The following is a 6,157-nucleotide window of genomic DNA, read 5'->3' on the forward strand; positions in this document are numbered from 1 at the left end:
CTACTCCTTGGTTACGTTGAGTGTTCCGGCGCTGGCTTTGCGCGTGTGCAGATTGAACGTCGCGCCGCGAACAAGCATGTGGATATGGAGACCGAGCAGGCAGATGGCATCACCTTCGTCGGCGCGATCCATCGAGGAAAACTGCAGGTCGGCCGCGTCGACCACGGTGACCGAGCCGCTGCCTTCGACTTCAAGCGTGTTGTCCGGGCCGATAAACGCGGCAGTGTCTTCGTCGAGACCGATGCCGAGCGCGAACGGATTGAAGGCCAGCGCCGTGGCCAGACGGCCGAGCCGGTCACGCTGGCGGAAATGTTGATCGATGATGAAGCGGTTGGTCAGGCCGAGGCCCGGTGCGAGCCGCACGCTACCGGCTCGCGGCGAACCGCCTTCTTCGCCAAAGGCGATCATGTGTTCGCTCAGGATTGCTGCACCGGCACTGGTGCCGGCGACATGGACGCCGTGCGCATTCTGCACACGAATCAGCTTGGCGACCGAAGTTCCACCGAGCAAGGTGGTGATGCGCAACTGATTGCCGCCGGTGAAGAAGATGCCGGTAGCCTGGGCGATGCGCTCGAGTCGGCCCTTCTCTTCGCAGTCGCGGCGGGTGTCGTAATCAACGGCTTCGACTTCGCCGGCACCGAGCTCGCGAAAGATTTCCTCGTAGCGCGGGCCGGTATCAAGCAAGCGGCTGGCCGTCGGCAAGACGACGATATTGGACCTTTCGCCACCGCACAGTTCAACGAAGCGCTGGAGGATGCGCGGATCGTTCTCTTTCTCCTCGGCACCGCCGATCGGAATGATCCAGCCGCGCTTCTCACCCTCACGAACCTTGCTTGGCATCAATGCGAACCGTCTTGGGAATGGGTTGGGGATGGTAACGGTTCAAACACACCGCGTCGCAGGCTTTTGCCTTCGCGCAGATGCCAGTCTCCGCCGAGCAGGACGTCTGAGAGTCCGTTGGCATCATCAAGCACGAGCAGATCCGCATCGCCACCGACTTCGATCACGCCCTTCCGCGGCAGCCGCAGCAAGGCAGCGACATTGCTTGTGAAGGCCGGAAGGACTTGATCGAGGAGCAGGCCGTGATCGAGCAACTCGACCAGGGTCGCCAGCAAGGCGCCCGGTGTTCCGACATCCATGTGACTGAGTTGACCTTCGCTATCGAAGCACGGCAGGCAGCCGCCAGCATCGGAGCTGATCGTTATGCGCTGCTTCGGCGCGGCGGAATCGAGATAGCGTTGCAGCGCATCAGCGGCGCTCCAGGCATCCTCGCCGTCTTCAACCGGAAACGCGGTGATGTCGACATGGCAGCCTTGCGTGGCGAGCTCGAGCGCTTCATCAAACAGTGCGCGACGTCGGTTGATATGAGTTGGATTGAATACGCGAGCCGGGATTTCACTTTGCGCCAGGGCTCGTCGAACCAGATCAAGTCCGCGCTCGCCATCGCCGAGATGCAGATGGACGATACCGGCCTTGCCGCTCATGAGGCCAGCAACATGCGCTTCGGAGGCGATGCGCAGCAACTCGTCGAGAGTCGGCTGACTGCTGCGATGATCACTGATGGCCAATTCGCCGACGCCGATCAGGGGGTCGATGAAGGCGATGTCGCCGCGCACGCTGCCGGTCAATGTCGTCGGTGGCAAATGATAGCCGCCGCAATAACCCCAGGCGCCGAGGCCCTGTTCTCGCAAGGCGAGCAGGTTGGCGACCAGCTCGCGTGTGCTGCGCGCGCAATCGTCGGTGCCGAGCAAGCCGATCACCGAGGTCACGCCGCCATGCGTGTAGCGGCTCAGTGGCAAAGGCGAAATGCGCGTGGCGAAACCGCCCTCGCCGCCGCCACCGGTGACATGCACATGACCATCGATGAATCCCGGAAGCAGGCGCTGGCCATGCAGATCGACTTCCTCCACATCAATCCCGAGTGGCGAATCGATTGCCGCTGTCGACATGCCAAGAACCCGTCCGCCGCCGATCAGCAGGTTCTGGCGGCCAATTGCCTGCGGCGCAAACACTTCGGCGTTGCGCAGCAGGATCATTGGTTGCGGATTGCTTGGGGCCATCACTGGAACTCTAGCAGGTCGGAATCCGTGTTGGCACGCCGGAATCAGAGGGTTCAGCCGAGGCTGCTATCGCCTGCAGCGAACGTGGCGAACCCGTGCAGAAACTTGCGTAGCTGGTCGCGTATGCCGTCATCGGTCAATTCACCTTCGTCATCGAACAGCTTGCCAGCGCGTGAAACCATCATTCTCCCCTCAGACCAGTGGCGTGCGCCAAGCGTGCGCAGCACTGGCAGCCAGGCGTTCTGCGCAAGGATCGTACCGAATCCCCCCGGCGAAGCGCCGATCACCGCCACCGGGCGTCCACTGAAAATCCGTCTGGCATCCGCAGGCGGGCGTGACAACCAGTCGATGGCGTTCTTGAACACGCCTGGAATACTGTTGTTGTACTCCGGAGTCACCAGCAACAAGCCATCGCAGGCGAGGATCTGCTCCTTGAGTGCCGTCACGCTGTCGGGGATGCCATCACGCTCTTCGACGTCGCCATCGTAGAGCGGAATTCCATGCAAGGTCGCCATCTCGACGACGATGTTTTCCGTTGACAGGGACTGCGCAACACGCAGCAATGCGGTGTTGAATGACTTGCGCCGCAAACTTCCGGAAATGCCGAGAATCCGTGTACTCATGGCTGCTTCTTCCTGTGTTCTTGTTGTTGATGGATCGAGCCGGTCCGGACCAAGGTTTCTTTGCAGTCCGGGTCAAGTGACGCGCCGGTTCTTGCCTTGCCATGGGGCATAGAATTCCTTGAGGCGTTGCAGGTCGGCATTGATATCGTCGCTGGTCTGGAATAGCGGCCCGACGCCTAAAGTACGCTGCGGATAATGAAAATACACGGGCAGAATCGGCACATCCGCAGCACGCGCGATATGCCAGAAGCCGGTCCGCCACTTCTTGACCGCCTTGCGCGTGCCCTCAGGTGTGATTCCCAGCCAGAGCTTGTGTCGATCGTGAAACCGCGCCGTCATCTGCTCGACCACGCCATGTGTGCTGCCGCGCTCGATTGGAATACCGCCGAGCTTGCGCAACACCCAACCGAGCGGACCAGTGAAGAGTTCGCGTTTGGCCATGAACGAGACATCGGCACCAACCGCGATCTTGATCAGCAAGCCCCATACGCCATCCCACCATGATGAAAGTGGCGCGCCAATCATCACCAGGCGCGCCACGTCGGGAAACTCGCCAATCACTTTCCATCCACAACGGGTGACGAACCAGCGAGCCAGCCGGCGCCCGGCATGCGACTGAAGTTGAGGCATCGAAACCGGCAATTGCGCGGGTAAAGGAGAGTGACTCAATCGCCACTCCAGTTCTGCGCGCCGCGACCGGATTTGATCGTCGCTCGCTTCTTCTTGGCCGTTATACGGCGCTCCTTGGATGCGCGCGTTGGGCGCGTAGCCACGCGCTTCTTGGCGACAAGATTTCCAGCCCGGATGATCTCGGTCAGGCGCACCCGAGCATCGTCACGATTCTTGGCCTGATCGCGAAAACGATTGGCCTGAATGACCAGCACGCCCTCGGCCGTCAGGCGCCGATCACGACGCGCAAGCAGGCGTTCGCGCAAGGGCTCCGGCAACGACGGCGAATTGGCCACATCAAAACGCAACTCGACCGCACTGGCGACCTTGTTGACATTCTGCCCACCCGGCCCGGACGAGCGCACAAAGCGCTCGACCAGTTCGTCATCGGGGATTTGCAATCGGTCGTCGATCTCAAGCATGTGTGCATTCTAGCGGGCTGGCGTGAGTGACGCCCGATTCAAAAAGAATCTCAAGATGATCAGGCGGCGCAATCTGCCCTGAGTGCGGCAGGTGGAAAGATTTCCGAATCGTCAGCCGTGGCAAGCGCGTCGTCCAACTTCGTGGAAATCGAGCGGCGGACGCTTCGCTTGAGGCCTGGGTGACTTGAACAATCCCGAGAACAATCATGTCGTGCTTGGATCGCCAATCAGGCGATGTGATGTTCGCAGCCGATAGAAAGTGGCCGGGTCTTGAAGTCTGAACTTCCAATGGATTCACGCGTCAAGTTTTCTTCCTCAGGCCCCTTGTGCCTGCGTCCATGGGTTTGCAACGAACCATGAACTTTCATGCTTGCTGGCCTCGCGCAATTCGAGCAAGATTCGGGGCGCTTCCAAAGCCTTCGTCAGGCGCTACGAGGATTGTTTGTGCTAGACCCGAATCAGTTCAGCGTCAACGAGGCGTGGATCGTTTTTCAGATCAACGACACACCAATCAACACCGAGCGGGATGGCTCGTTCAACGCTGTTTGCCTCATGGATGCGGCAAGCCTGTTTATCCTCGTCACTGACATGGTGTCCACTGAGCTCGACGAGCCATCCGAGTTTGAGGTGAAGCGCCTCCTCAAGACGGCGTGGGAGCACAAGCGCCAATATCCTGTAACGCTATTCGTGCCACGTGGCCAGTTCGAGACAGTCTTTCCTGCGCAAGCGGAGCGCAACGGTATTTCGGTCGTGAGTATCCCGGAGAGCGAGCTGGCGGTGTTCACTGGTGAGGCAAAGCAGAGCTTCAAACGGCATGTTCAACAGGCGGGTGCGCAGTGAAGCCCTTGGGTGCAGGTGGCAAGTTTTGAATTGAAGTTTCAAGGCCTGACCATCAGGCCTGCAAATAGCGTGGGTCGAATCAGGTTTCTGCCAATCAAGGAGCGCTCCACGCGTTTGTTGATCGCAATCGTCGCTGCCATTCTCATGTCGGCTTGCTCGACGGTCGTTACCAATTCGAAAGGATGGATCGAGCCCATCGAAGCGATTCGCGCGGCCAATGAAGATCCGGCACAAGGTGTCCGCGGTGAGTTCATTGTTACAGTCAAGGCGCTGGACTCAAGTGGAGGTTGGTCGTTTGTGAACTCGGAGCAAGACTACCGGGATCAAAGGAACCTCACGATCAAGATGCCGACAGCCATGGTTCCGGCACTGGAACAGAATCTGGGTGTCAAATTCAGCGAGCTCATGAACCGAAGGCTGGTCTTTCGTGGCGTTGCAAAGCGGGTCCGCATCAATTTCACAAACAACGGTCTGCCGAGCGGAAAGTACTACTACCAAACCCATGTGCAGGTCGAAGACCCCTCGCAAATCAGGTTTGCAAACTGATAGTCAACTCAACTTTCGCGCCAACGCGCAGCGCCGAGGAAGATCACGCGCAGTTGGCGCACAAAGTTCTCGATCAATTCGCGTTCCTGCTGGGTTTGACCCGCCGGCAGGTCGAGGATGTCGGATGCGGCGTTGAGCATGGTTGTCACCACCAGTCCGCAGATCATCTGCAGCGTTGCGCTTGACAGTTCCGGCAAGGTGCCCAGAGCGCGGAAGTCTTGTGCCATTTCCGAGGCGAAGTGGCTCTCCTCGGTGCGGATGGCATTGCGGATGGCGCGTGACCCGCCGCCGCGCTCGCCGGCAATAAAGCGGAATACCTCGCTACGATCGGCGACGAATCGACGATAGATCTGCACCGAGCCGCGCAGCATGTCGGTGGGCGGAATACCGTCGCGACGCGCTTCGCGCAGCAGCCGTCGCAAGGTGACGCCGCCCATTTCGACCAGGGCCAGGCCGAGCTCGTCGAGATCGCGGAAATGTCGATAGAAAGCCGCCGGAGCCAAGCCGGCCTGACGCGTGATTTCGCGCAGGCTCAGCGAGGTAAAGCCGCTGCCGCCGCCAATCAGCGCCAGTGCGGCGTCGATCAGACGCTGCCGGGTGCGTTCCTTCTGCTCCACCCGTGTGCCGGCAACATCGCCGTCGGCTCTGGTTGGGGTGCGCTTGGCGGTCAAGTCATTCTCCTGGCGGCTTGTCGGGCGTTGCGAATTGAGGCGATTCGCAGACCCGCCGAGTCAAGTCCGACAGGCTGCCAGCCCGTCGGAAAGTATAGGCGCCTCTTGGTCGCATGGCTTCTGGAGTGTTTGCTCCAGGGCTTTCAGTGAACATACGTTCACTGTACTATCCGGCTCGCATATGAATACTACCGCCAACCTTGCCCTGCACACCGACGCCGCTGCCCCGGCTGTGGCGACACACTCGTCCACGATTCGGCGCTGGCTGCAACATCCATTGCTGGCGCCATTCAACCAGGCGCAGGAATGGGAGCGTCTGTTGGCAC

At 60.0% G+C, this 6,157-nt stretch carries 8 protein-coding genes; 2 read left to right on the forward strand and 6 right to left on the reverse strand.

What is annotated here, in order from left to right:
* The 5 genes from VFN25_RS01190 to arfB form a co-directional block, all read right to left on the reverse strand.
* Entirely contained in the window at positions 1–840 is an 840-nt protein-coding gene (locus VFN25_RS01190) for a cyanophycinase (protein WP_325137945.1), read from the reverse strand.
* On the reverse strand, positions 840–2,060 hold the full coding sequence (gene iadA / locus VFN25_RS01195) for a beta-aspartyl-peptidase (protein ID WP_325137947.1): 1,221 nt from the start codon (positions 2,058–2,060) through the stop codon (positions 840–842). Before iadA ends, VFN25_RS01190 begins: the two co-directional genes overlap by 1 nt.
* Positions 2,061–2,113: 53 nt before the next feature.
* Entirely contained in the window at positions 2,114–2,683 is a 570-nt protein-coding gene (locus VFN25_RS01200; RefSeq protein WP_325137950.1) for an NADPH-dependent FMN reductase, read from the reverse strand.
* A gap of 72 nt (positions 2,684–2,755) precedes the next feature.
* Complete coding sequence (locus VFN25_RS01205) at positions 2,756–3,313, reverse strand: 1-acyl-sn-glycerol-3-phosphate acyltransferase (RefSeq protein ID WP_325137960.1); 558 nt, start codon at positions 3,311–3,313, stop codon at positions 2,756–2,758.
* Between the two features lie 35 nt (positions 3,314–3,348).
* On the reverse strand, positions 3,349–3,774 hold the full coding sequence (gene arfB, locus VFN25_RS01210; RefSeq protein ID WP_325137952.1) for an alternative ribosome rescue aminoacyl-tRNA hydrolase ArfB: 426 nt from the start codon (positions 3,772–3,774) through the stop codon (positions 3,349–3,351).
* A 366-nt stretch (positions 3,775–4,140) separates the two neighbouring features.
* On the opposite strand from arfB, the gene VFN25_RS01215 reads away from it, so the two are divergent.
* Both VFN25_RS01215 and VFN25_RS01220 read left to right on the forward strand, forming a co-directional pair.
* Positions 4,141–4,614: a hypothetical protein gene (locus VFN25_RS01215; protein ID WP_325137954.1), complete on the forward strand. Its 474-nt coding sequence runs from the start codon at positions 4,141–4,143 to the stop codon at positions 4,612–4,614.
* Between the two features lie 69 nt (positions 4,615–4,683).
* Positions 4,684–5,160: a hypothetical protein gene (locus VFN25_RS01220; protein ID WP_325137956.1), complete on the forward strand. Its 477-nt coding sequence runs from the start codon at positions 4,684–4,686 to the stop codon at positions 5,158–5,160.
* An 8-nt stretch (positions 5,161–5,168) separates the two neighbouring features.
* Here the strand turns inward: VFN25_RS01220 and fabR are convergent, their stop codons facing one another.
* Positions 5,169–5,831, reverse strand: coding sequence for an HTH-type transcriptional repressor FabR (fabR, locus tag VFN25_RS01225; RefSeq protein ID WP_325137958.1), 663 nt, complete (start codon positions 5,829–5,831; stop codon positions 5,169–5,171).
* Positions 5,832–6,157 lie beyond the last annotated feature (326 nt).

This window comes from Dokdonella sp. (assembly GCF_035703485.1).
GTDB lineage: Bacteria > Pseudomonadota > Gammaproteobacteria > Xanthomonadales > Rhodanobacteraceae > Dokdonella.